The organism is Cutibacterium granulosum (assembly GCF_900186975.1).
Classification (GTDB): domain Bacteria; phylum Actinomycetota; class Actinomycetes; order Propionibacteriales; family Propionibacteriaceae; genus Cutibacterium; species Cutibacterium granulosum.
In genome coordinates this window covers 853979-878838 of sequence record NZ_LT906441.1, presented here as the reverse complement: position 1 = coordinate 878838, position 24860 = coordinate 853979, and the positions used below count along the sequence as shown (strand labels likewise).

Here is a 24860-nt window from a genome sequence, read left to right as displayed (position 1 = left end):
TCTCCGTAGATGCGACGATGACGCAATGGTGACGCCAGCCCATCACAAGTGAACACAATCTGAAATCTAGGCAAACATTGACATCGAAACCTATCAACTTCTAGGCTTCTGAAAATATCAAATAAGTTCACCAAATATTCTTTAGGAATTCATTGGTCATTCACCAATGTCTGAGTGGAGTCTGGTGGGGTGGCTAGCCACCCCACCAGATCGAATGAACTACCTCACTGCCCTCCACCAGCAGTGAAGATATCGGTGGCGATCTTGTCCAGGTTCGATCGCAACTCCTCCAGCTGCGCCTTGGCCTTCTCCAGGGCAGAACGGGTCTCAGGCCACACCTGACTGCGGAACTGCTCGGCCAATGGGCCATCCCACACATCGGGGGTCGACAGAACCTGACCTTGCTGGTCCAAGGCCGTAATCTGCTCGGTCAGACCATTGTTGATGATCGACTGAATCTGACGAATCGAATCCTTGGCTTCATCGGTAGACAGAACACGCGACATAGAACACTCTCCTGAGATGGGATCTTGTAGGGTCCAACTTGCATGAGCAACGCTATCGCCTTCCACGAAACGTAGTTGGTATTCAACGCGGTTGGTACTCAGCGCATCTCACGCTCTAGACTGAATCACAACTTCACCACTCAGACAAGACGTACCGCGTTCTGGATGGTCTGAATACGACACGCGGAAGAAGAAACTGTGGAAACTGTGCGACAAACCAATCGTTGGTGCCGAGCTACAGCTGCGGTCATCGCCTGCGGCTGTGCTGCTCTGTCATTGACGAAGCCCGGGCCAGCACTGGGCAGCTCCGCCGCCGACTCGGAATCGACTGGTGTCAAGATAACGATCGATCAGCGTGGGGCTGTCACCGGCATGAGCTCCTCTTCGGGAGCTGATCTACCCCCCACGGCCAATGCATCTCACATGCCTTTTCGAGTAATGGTGACTTATTCCCACGACGGCAAGGTGTCCTCGGATCCGTCACTCGTTGCCGGAGCCGACGGAGAGGTCGGCATGGACGTCACGATTTACAACACCACTGGTCGTCTGGAAACAGTGAACGCTGATGTCAACGGACGCTCAATCTCCCGCGAAGCCTTGGTCTCCACACCCATGACCATGGCCGGTAGCGTCACTTTGGACGACATGGATCCCTCCAAGGTCGTCACTGCGGCGAGCCGCAACCAGCACACCGATCCCGCTGGCAATGGCGTCGTCGGCGTGGACAAGGACGGCAGGACCGTGGTGCAGTGGGCTGGGCTCACTGGCGTCGAGCCGCTAGGCTCCGTGGCCCGTTTCTCCTTGGTAGTCAATGCCCACGATTTCCACGTACCAGCGATGAACTTGGCCGTGACACCTGGGTTCGGCGTCCAAGACGCCAACACGGAGGATGAGAACGCCCTCGTCGTGTCCACCATCAAAACCCTGACTGAGACCACCCAGGTACTCGATGAATCCGGAAAAGCCATCCAGCTGGCCACCCAACGTCTCAACGAAGCTGGATCTAACATCGGCAACAAGACGATCAGCGACCTGAAGTCATCCGATATGCGCATCGCGGCCAATGCCGAGGCCACGGCCAAAACCATCTCCCAGCTCGCTGGACAAACCAGCATTGCCTACCAGAAAACAGGATCTCTCATCTCTGGTCAGCTCGCCCAGAGCACTGCAACGATGAAGGGGCTTCTCGGAGACCCGAAGTCGAGCGCGCCTCAGGTATCGGTGGATTCCCACACCTGCAAAGTCCACGCCAGCAAGAAGACTTATTCCTCGGCGGAAGCAGAGAAACGCGAGGTTACGCAAGTTAGACAGGAGTCTGACAACCTCGCCAATCAGCCAGTCCTTAGCGTCATACGTGGATTGTCCGCTCGGCTGGACGCGTTATCCACAGCCAGTGACAGATGCCAGAAAATGGTTGTTACCGATCTGATCACCATGCTCGGCCCCGAGGATCCCGACGCCAAGTCGTGCACGACCAATCCTGATGGACTGTCCTGCGCCCTGTATGCTCAGAAGAGGCAATTGAATGGGGCAATCAAGGATCTCACCGGCCAGAACGCACAATTTGCTGAACAGCTGCGCAAAGGTTCCCAGAACAAGATGTTGGGTAAGGTGCAGCAGCTACAGACGAATTTCGAGGATCTGCAGCTTTCCGTTGCCGATCTGTCAAAGGACTCCCCGCAGGCCTATGGCCAAAGCCTGAAAAGGGTAGACTTGGCATTGGATACGGTGACTGCTGGTATCTCCGCAACTCGCAATGAGCTAGACAGGATCCACGCAAAATCGCAGGATCTGCTCACCTCCGCGGATAGCCAGGACAAGCAGATCAGGGCCGTCAAGCGTGAGCTCTGTCTGGCTTCCGGCTTGACCCGACCGGCGCATGAGGAGCCTCCGAGTCCCGGCACGAACGACTCAACCATGACTCCCACCCAGCCTCCCCTCAAGGATTCTCTGGACCCCACCCCGGGTTCCATTGATAGAAGGGAGGGGATCCGACTGCTCGACATGGTTTCGACAACGAAGTGCCCCTTAGTGGACCCCGGACCCGATGCATCGTTCGCGGGTCGGCATCACCTCAGGCGCATGGAGAACAGCTTGGAGAGCACCAACTCCCAGATGCGCTCGGGTCTGGCCGAACTCGTTGAGCAGACGGAGCTGCACCACCCCGAAACAAGCCAAGCTGGTTCCCGGGTGGCTCGTAACCTGGATGGTCTTGATACTGCGCTGAAGAACCTGCGTGATGAACTCCACAAGGCCCAGGAACAGAGGAACGCCGGTGTCGTCACTCTCGCTAGACATGTCAGAATCATCAATGACCAGATGGAGATCCTTGATCGGCAGATGAAGGATCTGGACAGGTACTCCTCGGCAGTGGGTGGTGAGCTCTCCGAGCTTGGCACCGACTTGGATACCTTTGTCGTCAGCACGCGGGAAAGCGCTGACAAGCAATTGACGGACAATTTGGGGGCCTCGCTCAAGAACGTCAACTCGGTGCGTCGCAACGGTAAGCATGCCTCAAGACAGATGTTCGAGGCGTTCCGCAACGATCTCACCGAACAATCTGAACACGTGGCTGCCGTTGGTGAGCGTACAGTGGCGATGGCCAATGGGCGGATGACCACCGCCAATGATCACCTGTCCGCCCAGACAAACAAGGCCATGCAAGCACGTTCTGCAGAAACAATGAAGACTGCCGATGGAGCTGTCGCCGACACCAAGCAAGTGTCCGGGCTACTCGCTGGTGACATCGCCCACGTGCTGGACGACATTGGCCAGCACACCGACAGCGGGGATGGATTGCTCGGGGCCATCAGCACCTCTGCTGGCTACCTCAAGGTGGCCGATGGCAAAATGGCCGACGCCAACTCCCAGACCCATGTCGCCCAGTCCACCCAACGCACGGTTTACGGGGATGCCCAAGTGGATGATGCAGTTAGGAGGGCTAGCCTTGCACGTCTCGAGCAGCCGTTGACGATCGAGTCCAGTGGCGGTGCGATACCAGCCAAGTGGATGAGCGCACGGATTGAAGGATCTTCCCATGAGTGACGTCAAGGATGAGCAGAAACCCTCGTCACCAAGGCGAGTGGCGGTTGTCTTCGCAGTGATCGCAGTAATCGTCATCTGTGCGCTCGTTGCCGGATTACTCGTGTGGAAGGGCCATGATTCCCCCGATGAGCGACCTCCTAAACCCTACGAGGGTGCCAGAATCGAGCTGAGCCTGGGGAGCGTGCCAGGACATGTGCGCATCGGGCTCGTCGTGTCGCACACCGAGAATCCTCGTCAGGGCGGGGAGTGGATCGGCAACGCCCATGGGGCTCAAGTTGCCATGTGGCGTCTGGCTCAGGGCGGACACGGAATCGAAATCCAAGTCGTTTCCGACAAGGGAAGCAGCCAAGGGGCCAAGGACGCCGTCGAGTCGCTCAAGCGTGCTGGAGTTACAGGAATCGTTGCGGCCACAAGTGGATCCCACACAGACGCACTGGCCAAGGAAGCCAGCCGTGCCGGTATTCCTATCATTTTCCCCTACGCGACGGCTCCGGACAATGCGCCTGAGGGCACCTGGTTCGGGATACCCACCATGTCCCAACAGAAGGATCTCATCAACGCCCAGGCCGCTGAACTTGGATGCAGACGGTTCGCAGTCCACGGTTCCGGATTGCAAGACGCTGACACGACTGAAATTGCCGTTGACGGCAGAGGGCAAGTGACCAAGCAATTCGTCGAAAACCTCGCCAAGAACCCCAAGACCTGTGTATACATCGAGGACCTCGGAACCGCCAAAACCGCTACGAACACCCCCACCATGGTTACCACTCTCCGTGCCGGAGGAGTGACGGCACCAATCTTCCTCGGGCCGAATGCGACCTCGGCAGTAAGCACCATGGCGCTGGTACGTGACGGTGCTGCCCCCACCCAGATCTACAGTGTGGGCATGCCCTCCCACGGCGTGCAGGCCGTGAGTGCTGACGGCAATGAGCAGGCTCGTGCCTTCTCCGAAGCTCTCACCCATCTGTCAACCTCCGAGGAGAAGTCAGCGGTTGATCCATCCAAATCGTTCGAGACGTATTCCGGTGAAGCCGACGGACGTTCCCACGACGCTGTTGTGGCCCTCGTGGCAGCAAGCGTGAAGGCTGATTCCAACAAGGCTGGCGAAGTTCGCACTGCCCTATCCAACCTTGACATGTCCAAATTGCCATTGGTGAATCGGTCGGATGCACCTGACCGAGAGGCGAGCTCGAATGGACCTGCTGCCCAGATGGTTCAACTCACCACCGTACAAGGTGCTGCGACTTGGGTGTCAGCCATGAAGTGAGGTGTACCTCAAGAATCTTGTGCTGGCAGACGAGGTGACAACGCTGCCTTGCGTGGCTCGTTTGTTGAACACCTAGCCGCATCCTAGATGATGAGAGGGGAGGGAGTAGCCAATGCGGATTGTGATCTCGCAGCAGGGTCACGAACGAGTCTTCTTCGTGACCAACGTGGAGCCCACGACAATCCTCCGTGAGGTGCTGGAAAGCGCTCAAGTCGATTTGCGACATTTCAAACGGGTTTGGGTGGACGGACGAGAGGTCGACCAGGAACTCAGCATCCGTGAGGTGGGGCTATGCGAGGGCGCAGTAGTGGCCAACACCCCGCAGCCCTATCCCGGAGAGTCCCTCAATGACGAATCGATGTCTGCTCACCACATCAATCGGCAGGTGAACGGGCGCTGGCAACTGGTTATCGTCGGAGGCAGTACCTGCGCTCGCGTGTATGACCTACCTGCCAGTGGACCGGCACGCGTAGGCCGCTCTGCCGAGGCCGAGATCTCGCTGGACTCGGCATCGGTGTCGTGGTCACACGCGGTGGTGAATGTCACAAACGATGGCGTACACGTCATTGATCATGACTCCTCCAACGGCACCTATCTCAACGGCAGAAAGATCGGGAGTGACCACACCCAACCTACTCAGATACGTTTGGGAGACATTCTGTCGATCGGTGGCGTGTGCCTCATGCTCGTTGACTCCCGGATGCGGGTGGCAAACCGTTCACACGCAAATTCCGGAAAGATGCCGACTGCTGGTGCCGGTGGCCTCATCGCGTTCAACCGACCGCCACGTACCGCACTGCCTCCCCATGCCGAGCAGATAAGTGTGCCGGCGCGCAAGGACTCTCCCAGTCCCGCAAAATTTTCCTGGGTCGCGATTGTTGCACCGTTGCTCATGGCTGTGCTGCTGGTCCTCGTTCTCGGATCAATGCGTTATGCGCTCATAGCTCTGCTCTCGCCGGTGATGGCTGTAGGGTCATGGATCGAACAGAAACGTCGCAACAAGAGTTCCGACAAGGACAACGAGCAGACGTATCTGGCAGACCTGGAGAAGACGCGTGGTGAGATCGAGCAGGCTGCCTGCGCCGAACGCTCCCGTACACGTGCACAGGTCCCCTATCCGCATGAACTCGTGGACGCAGCCACCGGCTCGACGTCAGTCCTGTGGCAGGTTCGGCGGTCACACCGTGACTTCTACACTGCTGCCGTGGGAACAGCCAATATCCCGTTCACGCCGACACCGCGTTCACACAGCGGGCCCATGCAGCCACGTACCAAGGCGATCTTCGACCATGCCGTGCTGCGTGCCACCCCGCTCATCGCGGATTTGCAGGACGGCCCGATCGGAATCTGGGGCTCCAGGGATGAGTGCCTGTGCATCGCTCGCTCCTTGGTGTGCCAGCTAACCACTCTGAGTGGCCCGGCAGATTTCCGATTGGCGGTGGCCACGGATGAGGCTCGGGCTGAGGACTGGCGATTCACTGCTTGGCTACCACACACCCAGACGGGCAGTACGAATCCACACGAGAGATTCATCGCCCTCGACACGACACAGGCCAGTTCCATGCTGCGCGGGTTACGGGATTTGCTCAACACTCCCGAGCCAGCGTCGATGCTCATCGTCGTTGACGATCTGGCACTGACCCAGGGCAGGGACTGCCCGCTGCGTGACATTCTTGAGTATCGTCCGGAGCGTCGTGAGCAGGCTGCACGGCGATTCGTCAGTGCCATCATCATCGCACCGACGGTGGATCAGCTACCTTCGGTGTGTCACACCGTCGTCCACGCCAAGACCGACAACGAGGTCACGGTCACCATCCCATCTCAGTCGGAGTGCACAACTCACGTGACTGCTGCAGGTGTGGACGCGGACACAGCGCGTGACTGGGCACGTCGGCTCGCTCGGTATGATGATCCGAGCGTGACGACCAGTGGAGGTGGCCTGCCCGGGCTGGTACACCTGTTCGATGTTCTGGGGTTCAACCGTACGACGATGGATGCATCCACGATCGTCGATTCGTGGCACAGATCCACGGATCCCGATGTTCCCCTCGGCGTGTGCGACGACGGTACGTTTGTCTTCGACCTCGTCAAGGACGGACCACACGGTCTCGTCGGCGGCACCACTGGTTCGGGCAAGTCGGAGCTGCTGCGATCCTTGGTCGCGGGGTTGGCTGCCCGGGTCGACCCACAGCACCTCACCTTCATCCTCATCGATTTCAAGGGCGGAGCGGCATTCGCCTCCCTCAACCAACTGCCCCACACGATCGGGACCCTGTCGAACCTGGAACCTTCCTTGGCATTTCGAGCCCTGCAGGCACTCAATGCAGAACTCAAAAGACGTCAGCAGTGTTTCGCCGACGCAGGTGAAGGCATTGACAATCTTGACGCCTACCTCGCCACGAATCCAGCTGAACCCATGCCACGTCTGCTCCTGGTCATCGACGAGTTCGCCCAGCTCGCCAAGGAGTATCCTGACGTGCTTTCGGGGTTGGTCTCCCTGGCAGCAGTGGGTCGTACCCTCGGCGTACACATGATCCTGGCCACTCAGCGTCCTGACGGTGTCGTCAATGACGACATCCTGGCCAACACGAATATGCGTACCGCATTGCGTGTACAGAGCCGAGAGCAGTCGACCAACGTCATCGGGGTCCCTCTGGCAGCGAGCATTGGCAGAGAGCAAAAGGGACGCGCCTACATCAAGCTGGGCGAGGAGGACATCACCCCCATCCAGACGGCACTGGTGACCGGCGTCAGTGGTGCCAGCACAGCCCAAGACCTCCACGTCGACCCGATGATTCTGGGAAACGCCCCCAAGGAACACACCATTCAGGCCAGCACCACCCAGATCAACGACATGGACCTGCTCATCCAATGCATCATCGAGGCCAATGAGCTACTTGGGTTCGCACCAGCCCGCCGAGTGTGGCCCGAGCCGCTGTCGGGCCACGTGGAGCTCGTCCTCAAACACTACGATTCAGTCACGCACCGGAAACAGCAGGTGGTGTCGACATCTGTCTCGTCGACCCTTGACGTGGCACTCTTTGACGATCCGGAGCATCAGCGCCAGTACATTTCGGGCTGGAAATTCGCCACTGAGAATCTCGTCCTGGCGGGGATGCCTGGATCTGGCACATCAGGCACCTTGATTGCACTGGCACTGAGGATTGCCGATACCTATCCTCCCGGCAAGGCCGATATCGTCATCCTTGACGTGGCGACCGCATCCTTGGACGCTCTGCAAAAACTCACCCATGTTCGTGGCTATGCTGGCCCGGGCCATGCCAATCGCCAGCTCCAGGCACGAGTGCTGCGATACGTCGCGACCGAGCTGGACCAACGGTCCGCGCATCCACACGACGAGTTCCCGCTGCTGTTCATCCTCGTTGACGGGTTCGCCACCTTGCGTGAGGAATATGCCGATGTGGAGGACATGAAGCTCATTGAGGGGTTCCATCAAGTGTGGGCCAAGGGCCCGGCGATGGGCATCCACTGCGTCGTCACGACTACTCGGCTCAAGGCGCTGCCTCCTGCCATCAGTGACCTCACCGGTCAGAAGTGGCTGTACCAGCTGGCCGACACATCTGAATATCACCCGATTGTCGACAAGGACAACCACCCGGCCAATCTACCCGGACGATTCGTCTCCACCACGAGGGCACATCACGGTCATGTCGGCCTTCCTGATGACGTTGATGCCACCATGGTCGCGATCAACGAATTCTGGGGAGTTGATTCCCTCAACCCCTTGGTCCAAGAATTTCCTGAGCACGTGGGGCCCGAACAGCTGGTCAACTGCGTCGCACGGGGTAGTGAGACATGGCAGATCCCGATAGGCATCAACGAAACCGACCTCACCCCATACACATTGGAGGCATTCACGGGAGAACACGTGCTCATCAGCGGTCCTGCCCGCAGTGGAAAGTCCACGATGCTTGCAGCGATCCACCAGATGCTCATCCAGCAGTATCCGGGCATCGACATCCTCGTGAGTGCCCCGCGTCGTTCACCGCTGGGCCAGTTGTTGCCAGAGGTCATGCCTCCCGATCAATTACTCAACCGCGTGGCAGAGAAAGGTGGTTCCCCAGAGCCGTGCATCATCATGATCGACGATGCACACATGATCGCCGACGAAAGTCAGGTGTTGACCCAAGCCTTGAACAGTCCAGAATCGCCATTCCTGTTCATCGTGAGTGGTCGCAACAACGATCTGCGGTCCTTGTACAGCCATTGGACGGGAAAGATTCGCAAGTCCCGACTCGGAGTCCTACTTGTTCCAGATACCGACTACGACGGTGATCTGCTAGGTGTCCGTTTACCACGTCACCCACGGGTGACGATGAGTGAGGCACGAGGATATGGCTGCCAGAACGGTACGGCTACCCTCATCCAAGGTGTCACTGCAAGTGTGAGGAGCCTACGGTGAGCAGCGCTCTTCCATTCGATTTCGGATCGGGGTACCAAGCCATCCGCAGGATTGGGCAAGGGGCATCTGGTCGTGTCTATGAGGGGATCGATCGGGTCCACGACGAACGAATCGCCATCAAGATTTTACGCTCACAGCTCGATGACGATCCACAACTGGTGCAGCGATTCATCCATGAACGACTCACCCTCACCGAGCTCGATTGTCCACGCATCATCGCGGTGCGAGACCTCATCGTCGACCAAGGCATGCTCGGAATCATCATGGAGCTTGCAACCGGGCCCACCCTTGGCACCAAGCTGACGACCGATGGGCCATTGACCCCAGCAACTGCTCTGGCAGTAGTGGTCCAAGTGGCCCAAGCCTTGGTCTATGCCCATGAGCGTGACGTAGTGCATCGCGACATCAAGCCCGACAACATCATCCTCACCACTGACTCGAATGCGGAGGATCCTGGGGTGAAGGTGGCGGACTTCGGTATTGCGAAGATCCTCGGTGGTTCCTCAACGACCACACACATGGTTGGTACAGCTCACTACATGGCGCCCGAGTTCATCTCGAACAACACGCTAAGTCCCAGCGTTGACGTGTATGCCTTGGGCGTGAGCCTGTATCAGACGTTAACGGGGCAACTGCCGTTCGGTACGGAGCAGGACAATCCCTACGCCGTGGCCCAGCGTCATCTACAATCCATACCTGCGATGATCCCGGGTCTTGACAAACGGGTGTGGGATCTCATTTCCGGAATGCTCACCAAGAATCCGGCGCATCGACTCAGCGCAGCCGAAGTGGCCGATCAGGCATTCGGCCTCATCCCCGATGTCAAGAACGAACCGGCGCTCACCGTTCCGGAAGGAGCGTTGGCACCACATGCGATGACGATGCTACGTCAACCAACGTCGTTGAAAGCCTCTCCTGACGATGAACAGAGGCTCACTGTCAAGGACAACAATCCCCCAGATCCCATCGAGTTGGAGCAACTACGCACCCTCGACAGCCCGGCATCGGCCACCATTCTCAAGGCTGGCCCGGAACCAGACGTGGAGGTGTTGGGCGATTCTGTAGGTAAGGATACGGAGACCAAGAATTCTTGGTGGTCCAACCGTACCCATCGGATCATCATCTACGCAGCAGCAATCCTCGTTGCAGCGACCGTGGCCACCGTGTGTGTCATGCTCGCCGGGCGGCATCGGGGAGCACGACAGGAGTCATCGAAAAAAACTGTTGACGGACTCAGCGCATCTCTACCGATACAGACTTATCCGTCCGGTCTCAGCGTCGGCCGCTCGGTGGAGATCACCGGAGGCACGCTGAAGTACACCCTCACCTACGGCACCATCAAGCAACCACTCGGTGGAGATGTGCTCGAGGTGATCAAGTCAGGTGACAATTGTACGAACGTCACTTGGGATGATGCCGCCACGGTCGCTCCACACAGCCCAGCGCTCACATTGATCGACGCCAAGTGCGGATGGACGATCTCCCTCAAGACCTTGGCGCAACAGGATCCAGTGACCGTCACGGCAACGCTGTCCGCCAAGGATGTGACGATCAGCAACCAAGCAGACCTGCAGGCCTGGCTCCAGAGTCAAGCAAAGGCTACCGATGAAGTGCTCAACGATGACGCCACGAACTCAACGGCGTACAGCCTGCAGCGTCTTCAGGAGATGCGTGTCAAGGTACCCTCCCGCGTCAAGGAAGGCTCTGCCATCCCTGTGACGATTCTGGGCACTTGGCCGGATGGGGAGAACGAGCTCACCCCGATCTACACCACGCCGTCCAGTCCCAACCCGACAAGCATCCTCACCGACATCACAGGTGGCAAAGAGGAAGATCTCCGTCTCACTGACCGGTGCTCAGGAGCCGTGGCCATCACACCTGATGGCCATGACGTAAGCGCTCTACACCCAGCCACGTGCAGCCTTGGTGCGGAGATCGGCAACTACCAAGCGCAGGAGAGCCAGATCACCATCGTTGCCAAAGGGTCGTGAGTCTCTTGCCTGACATACTTCACGCATACGGTCAACTTGTGGTGGAGCAAGTCCCCTTTGTCGCCCCGTTCACATGTCGTGAGCAAAGGTCAGCTTTGTCCTGCGCGGCCATGGCTATTGTTGGGCACCAAAGATCAAGATCACCCGGCCACGCTCTTGGCCATGACAACCCCGTGCATTCCTTGGCCAAGGACATCCCATGACCTCTCCCACGATTCGTACCCTGACCGTCTCGGCATGCGCCTGTCTCGTGGCACTCACCGCGTGCAGCTCGTCCGAAACACCGCAGCAGACGTCCGCCCCGACAGCGGGCCCCTCCGTCAGTACGTCCGCCAGCAACCTCACACCGCTGACCTCGGTGTCACAGGTGAAGCTCCCCCTGCAGAAGTATCAGCCCACCCAGGCCGAACTCACGACCATCTCCACGGCGACCGACATCCTGCGCGCCCAGTGTGCCGCCCGATTCAAGGCCAGCTACGCCCCCAATCCCGAGGAGCAGGACGAGAACACCACCACTGCCCTCGACATTGCGGGGCGGTACAAACCGTTCGACGAGAAACTCATCCGGGCCAAGGCAAGCCCCACCCCACAGGCCGCGAATGCCCCACGTCCAACGACCAGTACCCAGCCAACGACCACCGATGGCACACCGGACAACTGGGACCCCTCTCCCCGGGACTACGCCGTGCTCACCGGCCAGAATCTCGACGGCACCGCCCTGGACCACAACTCCATCAAGGACGACCAGGGCAAGCCACTGCCCAAGGGTGGGTGCACCGCGGAGAGTCTGGCCAGACTCTCCGTCACTGGCAGCACAGCACCTCACCAGCAACTCGGCGACCTCGTCGCCAAGGGGATGGACGACTCCCTCGACCGGGTGGAGCACGACTCCCGGCTCGCCCCGCTCAAGCAGAACTGGGTGCAGTGCATGAAGGACGCCGGTCATCCGGTATCGAGCTGGAGCGAACCGCCGAAGGCCTCCTCCGAACTCACCAAGGACGGCTCCGACCTCAGCGTGGACCATCAACTCGCCGCCATGACGTGCGCCCGCAAGGACAACATCCCCGCCCTTCAGTACTCTCTGGACACCGAGTACCAGAAGTCCTGGATCGGCAGGAACAAGAACGAACTCGAGAGCCTGCACTCGGATTTCCAGCAGGAAATGACCAAGGCCACGAAAGTGGTGAAGCGATGAGTGTTGAGCCGCGGTGTTTTTCTCCGGATGTGCAGGGATCGTCGGGGCAGCTGGGGGATGGCCAGGACCGTCCCCGGGAACCGTCGTGGGGTGTGGGTCGTGACCCGGCCCAGCCGCGGATCTTTTCCCAGGCACGGATTCTGGTTCCCATGGGACTCGTCGGGGCAGCAGGATTGACATGGGGAGGGCCACCCCAGCTCATCCATGATGCCGTTCATGGCACTGCTGATATTTATGAATACATTGTCCTCATCTTGGGTTCCTTGTCGGGTTATTGGTTGCTGGCTCATGGTTTGTGGCGGCGTTTTGGTGTTGATCGTGACAAGGTCTGGACGCGTTTCGGTCATCTGTTCTACCGTGAGATCCATTTCGATCAGGTCAGCCGAATCGGCACCGGTATGGAGCGCTACAAGGTCTGGGCAGGCACAACCAAGATCAACCTCGACTACAACCGTTTCGACTACACCTTGGTCTACCTACGTCTGCTCGAAGAACTCCACCATCGCCGTATCCGTCTGCCCGGAGCAGACATCACCGATCCTGACTGGGAACAGGCAGCCCAACTGTGGCGCAACATCCTGGCCGGGGAAGCCTACGGACACCACCAGCGCTTCTACGCCACCCACCCGGAACAGCTTGCCCGCCTCAACGCCCTCACCCAACCACCTGATCACTACGACACCTGACCCGCAGCCACCGTGTGAAGAAAGATGACCATGACCGTCGAACCCCTCACCTTCGACCCCCCACAACAATGGGGCCAACAAACCCGGCAACACCCAGCCACCACAACGCCCGACGATCCGAGGGCACAGGACCCGGGCGACCCGCAACACCTACGCCCCTCACGACCATGGATCATCGTGAGCCTGATCACCGCCACCATCACCACGCTGTGCCTGTGGGGCATCATCGTCTCACATCCCGAGGACAAACCCTTGGCCATCATCTGCCAGCTGGCCATCACCATCCCCAGCTACCTCATGGTCCTGCATGGCCTGTTCTACCGAATCCACATCGACGAACACACCATCACCACCCGCCTGGGACCCTTCACCCACCACGTCGACGCCCACCACATCCGTGCCCTGACCCTCAAACCCGACAGCTACGTCATCACCGATGATGACGGCCACCGAGTCCGCATCAACCACTACGCCTACAACGTGGACCGAGCACTGCTCAACCTCCTCATCGCCCTGGACACCCGCCCCATCGACCTACCCGAAGGACCCGCCAACCACCCCGAATGGCCAGACTGGGCACAGAACTGGCGCAACATCTGGGCCACCACCATCCACGACAACCACACCACCTACTTCACCACCCACCCCAACGCCCTCACCAACCTCAACGCCCTCGTCCAACCACCCGACAGCATGTCCAACGCGTCCTGCCCAGCCAGCGGTGAATGATGGCAGACTTGACCCGTGCCACGCTTCCTCTCCGCCAAGCCAGACTCGCGACTGCTCCCCCTGCCGTGGGACACACCGCTGGCGGAGTGGCCTGCCGAGTACCTCGTGGCCCTGCCGCGCGGTATCTCCCGCCACGTCGTGCGATTCATCAAGGTCGGCGACTCGGTGTATGCCGCTAAGGAGGTCATCGAGCACCTGGCCATCCATGAGTACCGACTGCTGCACGACCTCATGCGTCTGAACACGCCGTCGGTGGAGCCCATCGGCGTGGTGACCGGTCGGCGTGATGCCGATGGCCACCCCATGGATCAGATCCTCATCACCCGTCACCTGCAGTTCTCGCTACCCTACCGATCGCTCTTCCAGTCCGGGGTACGACCGGAAACCGTCATGCGACTGTTGGACGCCCTGGTCGTCCTGCTGGTACGGCTGCACCTGGTGGGATTCCTGTGGGGTGACGTCTCGCTGTCAAACGTGTTGTTCCGCCGGGACGCCGAGGCCTTCGCCGCCTACCTCGTCGACGCCGAGACCGGGGAGTTGCACGATCAGCTCACCACCGGCCAGCGGGAGCACGATCTGCAGATCGCCCGCACGAACCTGTACGGCGAGTTCCTGGACCTGGAGGCCGGCGACCTGCTCGACCCCAACTTGGACCCGCGGCAACTCGTCGACACCATCGAGACTCGTTACCACGAGCTGTGGGCAGAGCTCACCGAGCCCCAGGAGTTCCCCGGCGGCGACGTCTCGCAGGTGGAGTCGCGGGTGCGCCGTCTCAATGCGTTGGGATTCGACGTCGCCGAGCTCGACATTCAGACCAGTTCGGACGTCATCCGCATCCAACCCAAGGTGGTCGATGCCGGCCACCACCAGCGCCGCCTGCTGCGTCTCACCGGCCTGGACACCGAGGAGAACCAGGCCAGACGGCTGCTCAACGACCTCGACACCTTCGCGGCCCGGCGGGGACTGCAGTCGGTGGACGAGAGCGTCGTCGCACACAAATGGCTCACCGAGGTGTTCTCGCCAGTCGTCGCCCAGATTCCCCCCGAGCTGTCCCGCAAACGTGACATGGCCCAGTTCTTCCACGAGGTGCTCGACTACCGCTGGTACAAGTCACAGCGGGAACAGCGTGAAGTGCCACACGTCGAGGCTGCCCAGGGCTACGTCCACGACATCCTCACGCACCTGCCCGATGAGGCAATGAGCACCGATTCGGTGCTGCCGGTCGATGCCGCCGGAAGCCACCAGCTCGTCAATCCCTACGACCCCTCGATGGGCTACGTGGAGGACGTGGATGAGGAGCCACCGTACGATCCGTGGGAGGACGGGGCCGACGAGGTCGATCTGGACTCGGCACAGGTGCTGGACATTGCGGCTCTCCGGGCGAGGCAGGCGAAAGGGTGATTCTCCACGCCCCCGTACGCAAAGGCATGGGACCGAGTCACGAGTTCGGCACATCGACGCACCCTGACCTTGCCGAACCCGTGCCCATGCCGAGCCCATGCCGGTGCGTCTGACCCCGCGACGAGGCCCACGAGTACAACCCCGGGAGCACGAACCCCAGAACCACGAACAGTGCGCCGCCCCGGCACGTGACACAGTTCAGCAGGTGTGTGCGACCGTCATCGGATCCGCCGTGAATCCGGCTGCCGGGCGCACCGGAAACGGGAACGTCCGTGGGAGCCTCAGTCCTCACCGGCAGCAGGAGGCTGCGTGGTGAGGAATCCCTGCCAGTTCACCGAGATCGATCCAGCGGACGGGCCGGTCGGACGGGTCGGAATCTGGGCTCCGTCCACGCTCAGCTCGTCGGTCTCGTGATCGGGTCCGTCCGCACCTCGAGACGACCGGGAGGTCATCGCGGCCTCCACCGCCTGACTGATTGCGTTGCTCGACGTCCTGTGCTTCCTGATCTCGGCCATGCACCCATGGTACGAAAATGCCAAGGGGGTGCGGCGAAGCACCACTGGGCACCTCGTCGGCAACCATCGGCGATGCCCCGACCCCTTTGATCCCGACGTGCGGGGGATCACCATCCGTCCACAGCAGACGGAACGTCGTACTGCCGGTAGGCTTGAGGCGTGACATTCCAGTTGTACAACACAGCGACCCACCGCATCGAACCCTTCGTGCCCCTCATCGAGGGCAAGGTGTCGATCTACCACTGTGGTATGACGGTGCAGTCTGCGCCACACCTGGGTCACATCCGCAAGGAGGTCGTCTTCGACGTCCTGCGCCGCTGGCTGGAGCACAGTGGTTACGAGGTGACAATCGTCGCCAACGTCACCGACATCGACGACAAGATCCTCGCCAAGTCCGCCGAACGCGGTGTGCCGTGGTGGGCCCATGCCTACGAGTTCGAGAACGAGCTGCACAGGGCCTACTCGCTGCTGGGATGCCGTCCACCCAGCTACGAGCCGCGCGCCACCGGCCACATCCCCGAGATGATCGACCTCATCGGTGAGCTGTTGGACACCGGGCACGCCTACGTCGCCCCCGACGGTTCCGGTGACGTCTACTTCGACGTGCGATCCTGGCCACGCTACGGAGAGCTGTCGGGGATGAAGGTCGACGAGATGGCTCCTGCCGCCGATTCCGACCCCCGCGGCAAGCGTGACCCCCGCGACTTCGCCCTGTGGAAGGGGCACAAGCCCTCCGAACCCGAGACTGCCTCGTGGAACGCCCCGTGGGGTGCTGGACGCCCCGGCTGGCACCTGGAGTGCTCGGCCATGTCCGGCAAGTATCTGGGCGAGGCCTTCGACATCCACGGTGGCGGCATAGACCTGCGCTTCCCGCACCACGAGAACGAGCTGGCCCAGTCGGCTGCTGCTGGCCGCGCATTCGCCCACTACTGGATGCACAACGCGTGGGTGACGATGTCGGGTGAGAAGATGAGCAAGTCCTTGGGCAACACCGCTCGGGTGTCCGAGGTGACGGCGAACCACGATCCGCGCGCCGTGCGCTACTTCCTGCTGGCGCCGCACTACCGCTCCACCATCGAGTTCTCCCCCTCCGACGAGCACACCCAGGGATCCCTGGACGAGGCCGACAAGGCCATCGCCCGTATCGACGGCTTCCTGGAGCGCGCCGGGCAGGTCTGCGACCGAGCTGGGATCGACCCCACGAATCTGCCCACGGATGCGCAGGTGCCCGAACTCGACGAGCGATTCACCCGTGCCATGGACGACGACCTCGGCACCCCTGCCGCCGTCGCCACGCTCTTCACGACGATCAACGAGGGCAACAAGGCGATCGACGCCTCCGACGCCCCAGCAGTCGCAGCCCATCTGGGCCAGCTGCGCGTCATGCTCGGCGTCCTCGGCCTCGACCCGGACGATCCGGTGTGGGCGTCGAGCAGGTCCACGCAGTCCGACAAGCTCGAGCCGGTCGTCGACGGACTCGTCCAGGCCATGCTCACCCAACGCTCCGAGGCCCGGGCCCGCAAGGACTGGGCCACCGCCGACTCCATCCGCGACGTGCTCACCCACCTCGGTCTGGTGATCGAGGACACCCCTGACGGCGCCCGGTGGTCGCTGGACTGAGGTGGCCCCGGGCCCGACGTCTCCTGAAGCGGCCCGGCACCGAACTGATCCGCCTCCGAGCCGAGTCACCACTTGGTGATTTCGGCTCGAGGCAAGGCAGTCATGGGATTGATAGCGTCCCAGCTGATCGAAAGGACAACCATGGCAGGCAACTCCCAACGCCGAGGAGCCACCCGCAAGGCAAGGAACAAGGCTGCCGGTTCCGGCGGACGGATCCGCAAGGGTCTGGCCGGACGCGGCCCCACCCCCAAGGCGGAGGATCGCGTCTACCACAAGGCGTACAAGGCCAAGCAGACCGCCAGACCCAGGCAGCAGGCTAGCCGATCTTCCGAGAAGGGAGCCGGACCGGACTGGGTCATCGGACGCAACTCGGTGCTGGAGGCCCTCAATGCCGGATTGCCGGTGCGGGCCGCCTACGTCGTCGACGGGGCCGAGCACGACTCCCGGCTCCGTGAGATCCTCACCTTCGCCGCCGACCACGGCATCCCACTCATGCAGGCCACCCGCAGCGAACTGGACCGCCAGACCGGCGGCTCCAACCATCAGGGCGTGGCGCTGCGCCTGCAGGACTACGAGTATGCCAGCGCCGACGATCTCATCGCAGCCGGTGCCGAGGCCACGCACGGCGGGCTCGTCGTCGCCCTGGACAAGGTGACCGATCCACGGAACCTGGGGGCGATCGTGCGCTCCGCGGCGGCCTTCGGGGCGCAGGGGGTGCTCATCCCCTCGCGTCGATCCGCGTCCATGACGGCAGCTGCCTGGAAGACCTCGGCAGGGGCCGCGGCACGCATCCCGGTGGCGATGGCCACCAACCTCAACCAGGCCCTGGCGAAATTCGCCCGAGCGAGCTGGATGGTCGTCGGGCTGGCCGGCGAGGGGGACGTCGACATCGCGGACGTGCCCGGTCTGGACGGGCCGACGGTGCTCGTCGTGGGATCGGAGGGCCATGGCCTGGCTCGTCTCACCCGCGAATCGTGCGACGTCCTTGCGAGCATCCCCATCACGAGTGAGGTCGAGTCGCTCAACGCGTTGGTGGCTGTCTCCGTTGCCCTCTATGCGGCTGCCCGGATCCGCACCGCCGCATGACGCGGGCAGGGAGTGATCCCCTTGCCGCCCCAGACCCTTGCTGTGGTCCGGCTGGTCTGCCACGTCATCGCGCGAGAGGCCAATGCCCTGCAGCCCCACCGTGGCACGGTTGTTCCCACGAACCGCCACAGGGGGCTGTGTCCGGAAGGTGTTGAGCGACCCCCTGGATCACCACCACCCCCTGGATCACCACCACATCGGGAACACTGCCACCTCACACCCCGCCGTGACTGGCGCACCCCGTCACCACCGGTGCCAACTCGAGAGGCATCCTGCCGACATGACCACCGCTTCCCCTACACCGTTCCACCAGAGGTCAAAGTGGTGCTCAAAGTGCGCGCACTCCCCTTTCAGGCCTGCCAAAGACGGATAGATTTGTCATCACCACCGTCTGAAGGGAGACAACGTGTCAGAGTCAACCGCCGCGCACATCGACCCGGAAACCGCGCAGAAGGTCTCGTCGGCCTATCGCAGCATGCTCGACATCATCGGTGAGGTGGAGCCGCGCGTCGCCCAAGCCACCCGCCAGGAGCTGGACGACCAACGTCATTCACTCAAACTCATCGCCTCGGAGAACTATGCCTCCCTGCCCGTGCTGGCGACGATGGGCACCTGGTTCTCCGACAAGTACGCCGAGGGAACCATCGGGCACCGTTTCTACGCCGGCTGCCAGAACGTCGACACCGTTGAGTCGGTGGCCGCCGAGCATGCCCGGGAGCTTTTCGGCGCCGATCATGCCTACGTCCAGCCGCACTCCGGTATCGACGCCAACCTCACCGCCTACTGGACGATCCTGTCCCACCACGTGGAGACCCCCGGGCTCGAGGAGTTCGGTGCCCGTACCGTCAACGACCTCACCCAGGACGACTGGGACACCCTGCGTCGCAGGTTCAACGACCAGCGCGCCATCGGTATGAGCCTGGACGCCGGCGGCCACCTCACCCACGGGTTCCGTCCCAACATCTCCGGCAAGATGTTCGACCAGCGCTCCTACGGCACCGACCCCGAGACCGGATATCTGGACTACGGCAAGGTTGCCGAGCTGGCCCGCGAGTTCAAGCCGTTGGTCATCGTCGCCGGTTACTCGGCCTACCCGCGTCGGGTGAACTTCGCGAAGATGCGTGAGATCGCCGACGAGGTCGGAGCCGTCCTCATGGTCGACATGGCCCACTTCGCCGGGTTGGTGGCCGGCAAGGTGTTCACCGGCGACGAGGATCCGGTGGCACACGCCGACATCGTCACGACGACGACCCACAAGTCACTGCGCGGGCCGCGTGGCGGCATGGTGCTCACCACCAACGAGTACGCCGGAGACGTCGACCGCGGCTGCCCCATGGTGCTCGGCGGACCATTGGGGCACATCATGGCGGCCAAGGCCGTTGCCCTGGCCGAGGCCCGCACCCAGGCATTCCGCGACTACGCCCAGCGCATCGCCGACAACTCCAAGGCACTGGCCGAAGGTCTCATGAAGCGTGGCGTCAAGCTCGTCACCGACGGCACCGACAACCACATCAACCTGCTTGACGTCTTCTCCAGCTTCGGGCTCACCGGACGCCAGGCCGAGTCGGCGCTGCTGGACTCCGGGGTCGTCACCAACCGCAACTCGATCCCGGCCGATCCCAACGGTGCGTGGTACACCTCCGGCGTGCGCATCGGCACCCCGGCACTCACCTCACGTGGCTTCGGACCCGACGAGTTCGACCGGGTGGCTGAGCTCATCGTCACTGCATTGTCGGCCACCACACCGGCAACGACGGCCTCGGGCAAACGTGGCAAGGCCAAGTACACCATCGCCGACGGAGTCGCCCAACAGGTGCACGACGCCGCCGACGAGCTGCTCGGCAACTTCCCGCTCTACCCCGGTCTGGAGCTGTGAGGCACCCATCCCGGAAAGCTGGCTCCGCACCGTCCGCGGAGCCAGCGTCAACTCCCGCTCACCAGTCGCCGCCCTCCACAGACGGTACGTGACCCGGACGGCGCCCCGAGCTGGGCAGACCCGCGGCTGCCGCCCTCTGCGGGTGACACGTGGGCTGCACGTGCCGCCCAGGCTGGGGAGAGCACGAGCCCGGTGTCGCAGGACGCACGGCCCGGGCACGGCTGGCAGGCCACGCCCCCCATGACTTCAGCGCGGACGAAGCCACACTGTGGTGGCCTCGGGAAGCTTGCCACTCACCAGATCCGCAGAGGTGAGGAGCACCTCCCCCGACGGCATGTCAATGGGTGTTGAGGTGAGGTTGGCCACGCAGACCCAGCCGTCATGCCGTCGCAGCGCCACAGTGCCCTGCGGGCTGTCCAGCCACTCCATGTCCTCACCGTCCTGCAGCCGTGCGCGCAGGCGCAGGGCTCGTCGGTAGACGTTGAGCGGAGAACGCGAATCGGCGTCCTGCCTGCTCACGGCAAGGTCGCGGAACCGGGTGGGCTGCGGGAGGTGTGGCTCACCCGACCCGAACCCCAGCGATGGGCCATTCGGTGTCCACGGCAACGGTACCCGGCAGCCGTCCCGCCCCTTGTCCACACCCGGTGAGCGGAAGAACGTCGGATCCTGACGGTACTCGTCGGCGATGTCGACCACCTGGGGCAGCCCGAGTTCCTCCCCCTGGTACAGATAGGTTGAGCCGGGCAGGGCGAGAATGAGCAGGGTCGCAGCCAAGGCGCGTCGCAGGCCGAGATCGGCATCGCAGGCAACGGTGCGTCCGTCACCCAGCACGTACTCCCGGCCGTCCCGCAGCTCCTCGGGCAGTCCGTAGCGAGTGGCGTGGCGCACGACGTCGTGGTTGGAGAGCACCCACGTCGTCGACGATCCGGACCTGGCCGCCAGGGCGAGGTTGTCGTCAATGATGCGCCGCAGCTCCTCGGCCCGGAACGGGGCCTGGAGCAGGTCGAAGTTGAAGGCCTGCCCCAATTCCTCACGAGTTGCGTAGGACGGACGGCGATTGGCCGGCACCCATGCCTCGGCCACGGCCACCCGGGGCGGGTCGTACTCGTTGAAGATCTGCCGCCAGTGACGGTAGATGTCGTGCACCTCGTCGCGGTCCTCCAGGCGACCATTGCCCACGGTCCTGTCGGCGGCGTCAAGCTCCGCCTGGCTGGGCAGCGGTTCGCTGAGATCCTTCTTGAGCAGGTGGGCGACGTCCACCCGGAACCCGTCCACCCCGCGGTCGGCCCAGAACCGCAACGTCTGGTCGAACTCGGCGACGACCTCGGGATGGTCCCAGTTGAGGTCGGGTTGGGCGACGTCGAACATGTGCAGGTACCACTGGCCGTCGTCAACCTGTTGCCATGCAGAGCCGCCAAAGGCGCTTGTCCAGTCGGTGGGTGGCTCGTCCCCGTCGCGGAAGTGGTAGAGCTCACGGGCAGGCGATCCGGGACCATCGGCCAGGGCCTTGCGGAACAGCTCGTGGCCCGATCCGGTGTGGTTGGGGACGATGTCGACGATGAGTCGGATTCCGTGGGAGTGCAGGGCGTCGACGAGCCGGTCGAAGCCCGCCAGGGTCCCCAGTCGCGGGTCGACATTGCGATAGTCGTCGACGTCGTAGCCGCCGTCGGCCAGGGCCGAGGGGTAGAAGGGGCTCAGCCAGACGGCATCCACGCCCAACCTCACCAGGTGATCGACGTGATCGACGATTCCGGCCAGGTCACCGATCCCGTCACCATTGGCGTCGGCGAACGACCGCGGATAGATCTGGTAGACGACAGCCTGTCGGTACCAGTCCGAAGTATTGGTTTCGTTGGTCATGATACGTCCTTCTGCTGCAGAACCCATCAGCCCTCCATCATCACGTCCGAGGAAGATCCGCACCCTGGATCAGGGCGGTGGCCACCGCAGCGACCCCCTGGCCTGCTCCGGTGAATCCCAGGTGATCGGTGGTGGTGGCGGACACCGACACCGGCGCACCGACGGCAGCTCCAAGCACCTCCTGGGCCTGCGCGCGGCGTTGCGCGATGTGGGGACGCTGCCCGATCACCTGGACGGCAACGTTCACCGGCCGCCAGCCGTGCTCCGTGAGCAACGCCACGGTGGCCCGCAGGAAGTCCACCCCAGCACGTCCGGCCCATTGCGGATCCGACGTGCCGAAGACCGTGCCCAGATCAGCCAGCCCAGCCGCCGAGAGCAGAGCGTCACACATGGCGTGGGCAGCGACGTCACCGTCGGAGTGCCCGGCCAACCCCGCCGGTTCGTCGGGGAACTCCAGACCCGCGACGTGCATCGGTACCCCCGGTGTGAGCTGGTGGACGTCAGTACCGATCCCGGTGCGCAGCTGCACGGCAGCGCAGGATTCGGGGTGATGCTCCTCATGCGGTTCCGGAGCAGTCATCGCATCGGCCATGTCCGTCTGTCCTCCTCGTTGCGTTGCCATGTTGCGCAGGTGGTCTCATTGCCTGCGCTCGGCTAGTGGATGCCCGGCAGCCTCACCTGGCTGCTCGGCATGTTCACTTTCCGGGAATGGCTCGTCGGACGTGTCGGATGAACATGCCACCCTTCTCACGCACCTTGGTTGCCATGAGCCTGACCCGTTTGCCGCTGTGATTTCCTGCTCCGGCAGCAGCTCGACTGAACACCTCGGCGATGTCGATGTCGATGGGTTCGGTGATCTTCATCGCAGCCCGTGATCCCTCCACCAAGGTGATCTGGTGGTCATAGAGTTCGCAACAGCTGAGATCGTCGGTGACCTTGACGCCGTCGTCGGCCATACGTCGGTGGCACTGCGTGATGGTGGCCCGGTCGAATCCCTGCGGAGTCTGGATGGCACGCAGGGTGTCACGGTCGACAACCGTGCTGGTGTCCCCGTCGACCTGCCGGATGGTGTCCACCACGGGCATGGCGGGAGCAACTGCAGTGGCTCCGTCGTCCAGGGCCTTGATGACGTCTGCGACGACATAGGCAGGCACCAGCGGACGCACCGCGTCATGGATGAGCACCTTGGAGGCCTTGGACAGCACCGGGTGGGAGTCGACGAACTCCAGGCCCCGCCGTACCGACTCCTGCCGGGAGTTGCCCCCGGTGACGAAGTGCACCGGGATGGGTGCCGCCGCCAGGGCGAATCTCACGTGATTCTCCATGCCCTCCTTGACGACGACGACGGCGCGGGAGCAACCGCCGGCCGCCAGGGACTCCACGGCGACGGCAACGACGGCCTTACCGGCAAGCTCGGTGACCTGTTTGGGGATGGGCCCACCAAATCTGCTACCGATTCCGGCAGCCATGACGATGGCGACAATGGGTTCGTCCATGGGCCATGAGCTTAGCGAGTTCCCGCGGTCGGCGCGGGAACCGGCGTCGACAACCGAGGGGCGAGTGTGATCCGGCCAGCACCATGTCACCGTCAGGGCAGGGGGCCACCGTCCGGGCAGGGGCGTGCCACGCCAGCATGCACCTTCGGGCAGAACAATCCCCCACCTGACGCACGGTTTCACCATGGCCCATAATTCGATGTCAGCACCGTGTTGGCAGCAATACCGCTGCTGCACGAACAGCACAGCTACCATGGTGTCCACCACGACATGGATATCTCATCCAGCAAACCGCCGAGGAGGCATTGATGCTCAAGAAGAAGATTCTCGTGTGCTGTGGTACCGGGATCGCCACATCCGTCCAGGTCGCCAACAAGTTGCAGCGCATGCTCAAGGAGCGCGACATCGAGGCAATGATGAAGGAGTGCAAGACGGGCGAGCTGTTAGAGCACGCCGAGTCCTTCGAGCCGGACGCCATCGTCTCGACGACGGTCGTCAAGGCTCCTTCAGAGAGCGTCAAGGTGTATCGCGGAGTTGCCTTTCTCACCGGCGTCGGTGATGACGACCTGGCCGACGAGATCGCTGCCGACCTCAAGGCCTGACTTTTCTGCATGACACCCCGACTCATCGTCCTTGACGTCGACACCGACTCATCGGAGGAGTTGTTCCGTCTCGTCAACCACCGCCTCACCCGGGACGCCTTGATTGGCGAGACATTCCTCACCGCCGTGTCCCGGCGCGAGGAGACATATCCCACGGGGTTGGACTTCGGCCACGCGTGCGTCGCCATCCCACACATTGATCCCGACCATGTGAGGTGTCCCGGGATCCTGCTGTGCCGCAATGCCTCCCAGACCATCTTCCACGCCATGGACGATCCGGAGCGCGAGTTGCAGGTCGCGCTGTCCATCTGGCCGTTGGTGACCGACCCGAACAACCAGATCGGGATGCTCACGGCCGTGATCGAGCTCATGCAGAGCCACGACGGCTACCAGGCTCTGCTGCATGGCAGTGGTGCGGAACTGCGGGATCGGCTCGAGCCGGTCCTGGCAGCGGTCGAACAGTAGGGCAAGGCAGGCGCCCCTGCCAGCGATCACCGACAGGGACGGTGGGCAGGTGAGCGATCCACTTGGTTGGACGATCCACTGGGCCTCGGCGGGAATT

Annotated in this window: 17 protein-coding genes and 2 pseudogenes; 14 read left to right on the top strand and 5 right to left on the bottom strand. The window is 62.3% G+C overall.

Going from position 1 to position 24860, the window contains the following annotated elements:
- Window positions 1-224 precede the first annotated feature (224 nt).
- A complete protein-coding gene (locus CKV91_RS03625; protein WP_021106025.1) occupies window positions 225-506 on the bottom strand; it encodes a hypothetical protein in 282 nt (93 codons plus the stop codon).
- A gap of 720 nt (window positions 507-1226) precedes the next feature.
- Here CKV91_RS03625 and CKV91_RS03620 point away from each other — a divergent pair.
- The 9 genes and pseudogenes from CKV91_RS03620 (at window position 1227) to CKV91_RS03585 (ending at window position 15243) form a co-directional block, all read left to right on the top strand.
- The gene (locus tag CKV91_RS03620) at window positions 1227-3551 is read left to right on the top strand and encodes a hypothetical protein (RefSeq protein ID WP_155944913.1); all 2325 of its coding nucleotides are present in this window, start codon (window positions 1227-1229) and stop codon (window positions 3549-3551) included.
- Window positions 3544-4818, top strand: a complete 1275-nt coding sequence (locus CKV91_RS03615; protein ID WP_081659118.1) for an ABC transporter substrate-binding protein — start codon at window positions 3544-3546, stop codon at window positions 4816-4818. Before CKV91_RS03620 ends, CKV91_RS03615 begins: the two co-directional genes overlap by 8 nt.
- Before the next feature lie 241 nt (window positions 4819-5059).
- Window positions 5060-9241 carry an FtsK/SpoIIIE domain-containing protein gene (locus CKV91_RS03610; RefSeq protein WP_169712412.1) on the top strand — a complete coding sequence of 1394 codons (4182 nt, stop codon included), beginning with the start codon at window positions 5060-5062 and terminating at the stop codon, window positions 9239-9241.
- Window positions 9238-9981, top strand: a pseudogene (locus CKV91_RS09745) (serine/threonine-protein kinase); the annotation flags it as partial. The gene CKV91_RS03610 and the pseudogene CKV91_RS09745, both read left to right, overlap by 4 nt.
- Window positions 9982-10536: 555 nt before the next feature.
- Window positions 10537-11232: pseudogene (locus CKV91_RS09740) on the top strand (serine/threonine-protein kinase); the annotation flags it as partial.
- A 199-nt stretch (window positions 11233-11431) separates the two neighbouring features.
- A complete protein-coding gene (locus tag CKV91_RS03600; protein ID WP_021106029.1) occupies window positions 11432-12427 on the top strand; it encodes a hypothetical protein in 996 nt (331 codons plus the stop codon).
- Window positions 12428-12576: 149 nt separating this feature from the next.
- Window positions 12577-13113 (top strand): hypothetical protein, encoded by a 537-nt coding sequence (locus CKV91_RS03595; RefSeq protein WP_231933809.1) that lies wholly within the window; start codon window positions 12577-12579, stop codon window positions 13111-13113.
- A gap of 177 nt (window positions 13114-13290) precedes the next feature.
- Window positions 13291-13842: a hypothetical protein gene (locus CKV91_RS03590; RefSeq protein WP_231933808.1), complete on the top strand. Its 552-nt coding sequence runs from the start codon at window positions 13291-13293 to the stop codon at window positions 13840-13842.
- A gap of 15 nt (window positions 13843-13857) precedes the next feature.
- Window positions 13858-15243, top strand: coding sequence for a DUF4032 domain-containing protein (locus CKV91_RS03585; RefSeq protein WP_021106032.1), 1386 nt, complete (start codon window positions 13858-13860; stop codon window positions 15241-15243).
- Between the two features lie 281 nt (window positions 15244-15524).
- On the opposite strand, the gene CKV91_RS09345 is transcribed toward CKV91_RS03585, so the two are convergent.
- On the bottom strand, window positions 15525-15758 hold the full coding sequence (locus CKV91_RS09345; protein ID WP_157738724.1) for a hypothetical protein: 234 nt from the start codon (window positions 15756-15758) through the stop codon (window positions 15525-15527).
- A 159-nt stretch (window positions 15759-15917) separates the two neighbouring features.
- Between CKV91_RS09345 and cysS the strand changes: the two genes are divergently transcribed.
- The 3 genes from cysS (at window position 15918) to CKV91_RS03565 (ending at window position 20340) form a co-directional block, all read left to right on the top strand.
- Entirely contained in the window at window positions 15918-17378 is a 1461-nt protein-coding gene (gene cysS / locus CKV91_RS03575; RefSeq protein ID WP_021103952.1) for a cysteine--tRNA ligase, read from the top strand.
- Between the two features lie 141 nt (window positions 17379-17519).
- Entirely contained in the window at window positions 17520-18464 is a 945-nt protein-coding gene (gene rlmB, locus CKV91_RS03570) for a 23S rRNA (guanosine(2251)-2'-O)-methyltransferase RlmB (RefSeq protein WP_065860873.1), read from the top strand.
- Between the two features lie 475 nt (window positions 18465-18939).
- Window positions 18940-20340, top strand: coding sequence for a glycine hydroxymethyltransferase (locus CKV91_RS03565; protein WP_231933833.1), 1401 nt, complete (start codon window positions 18940-18942; stop codon window positions 20338-20340).
- Between the two features lie 246 nt (window positions 20341-20586).
- On the opposite strand, the gene CKV91_RS03560 is transcribed toward CKV91_RS03565, so the two are convergent.
- From CKV91_RS03560 to ispD, 3 genes are all read right to left on the bottom strand, one after another.
- Window positions 20587-22200 (bottom strand): glycoside hydrolase family 13 protein, encoded by a 1614-nt coding sequence (locus CKV91_RS03560; RefSeq protein ID WP_021106034.1) that lies wholly within the window; start codon window positions 22198-22200, stop codon window positions 20587-20589.
- Window positions 22201-22240: 40 nt separating this feature from the next.
- Window positions 22241-22729 carry a 2-C-methyl-D-erythritol 2,4-cyclodiphosphate synthase gene (ispF, locus tag CKV91_RS03555; protein ID WP_036957759.1) on the bottom strand — a complete coding sequence of 163 codons (489 nt, stop codon included), beginning with the start codon at window positions 22727-22729 and terminating at the stop codon, window positions 22241-22243.
- Between the two features lie 166 nt (window positions 22730-22895).
- Window positions 22896-23696, bottom strand: a complete 801-nt coding sequence (gene ispD / locus CKV91_RS03550) for a 2-C-methyl-D-erythritol 4-phosphate cytidylyltransferase (RefSeq protein ID WP_021103947.1) — start codon at window positions 23694-23696, stop codon at window positions 22896-22898.
- Between the two features lie 308 nt (window positions 23697-24004).
- Here ispD and CKV91_RS03545 point away from each other — a divergent pair, with 308 nt between their 5' ends.
- Window positions 24005-24298, top strand: coding sequence for a PTS sugar transporter subunit IIB (locus tag CKV91_RS03545; RefSeq protein WP_021106035.1), 294 nt, complete (start codon window positions 24005-24007; stop codon window positions 24296-24298).
- A 9-nt stretch (window positions 24299-24307) separates the two neighbouring features.
- Window positions 24308-24763: a PTS sugar transporter subunit IIA gene (locus CKV91_RS03540; RefSeq protein WP_021103945.1), complete on the top strand. Its 456-nt coding sequence runs from the start codon at window positions 24308-24310 to the stop codon at window positions 24761-24763.
- Window positions 24764-24860: the final 97 nt, after the last annotated feature.